The organism is Bacillus sp. LR--39 (genome assembly GCF_053613335.1).
The window spans coordinates 1-666 of sequence record NZ_JBSIOT010000988.1; the positions used below are offsets into that span (position 1 = coordinate 1).

At 45.5% G+C, this 666-nt stretch carries 1 protein-coding gene and 1 pseudogene; both read left to right on the forward strand.

What is annotated here, in order from left to right; translation table 11 throughout:
• Positions 1–357, forward strand: a pseudogene (locus ACWHAR_RS27940) (ATP-dependent helicase); the annotation flags it as partial.
• Positions 354–666: ArpU family phage packaging/lysis transcriptional regulator (locus tag ACWHAR_RS27945; protein ID WP_452088548.1), on the forward strand; the 313-nt coding region annotated here is incomplete at its 3' end. The pseudogene ACWHAR_RS27940 and the gene ACWHAR_RS27945, both read left to right, overlap by 4 nt.

The following is a 666-nucleotide window of genomic DNA, read 5'->3' on the forward strand; positions in this document are numbered from 1 at the left end:
CGCATCCAGCAGAAATTTAAAAAGGCGAAAACGTTAGACAGTAGCAGAGAGATTGCTGACTGGAACAAGGGGAAGATTGAAATGCTTTTAGCGCATCCAGCATCTACGGGGCATGGGCTTAACTTACAGGACGGAGGCCATGTGATCGTGTGGTTTGGCATGACATGGAGTCTTGAGCTTTACCAGCAGGCCAACGCGAGGCTTGACCGCCAGGGGCAGAAGCATAGTGTAATTGTGAACCATCTTGTAACGGAAGGCACTGTGGACGAGGATGTAATGAGGGCATTAGAAGGCAAAGCCGTCGGGCAAAATGCCTTAATGGAGGCAGTCAAAGCAAGATTGGAGAAATTAGCATGACAGCAGAGCAGCTTTCATTCATGGTCCCTGTGGATGCAAGAGCCGTGAGAAAAATAGTCATCAAAGAGCTGAAAGATTACAGGGCCTTAAAAGTTCAAATGGAAAACAAAAGGGAATGCGAAAGCGCCGGCATGAGCCTCTTTCCTTCTCTTAGGGATTCGCATAATATCAATGGGTTAAAGGTGAAGCAGATGGAACGGGCGTTACAAAATAGCCTGGATGACTTGGAACGTTTAATCATTGAGAAGAAATATCTTACGGCATCTGCAGTAAAGGACATAAGTATATATATGGATTTAGGTATCAAGA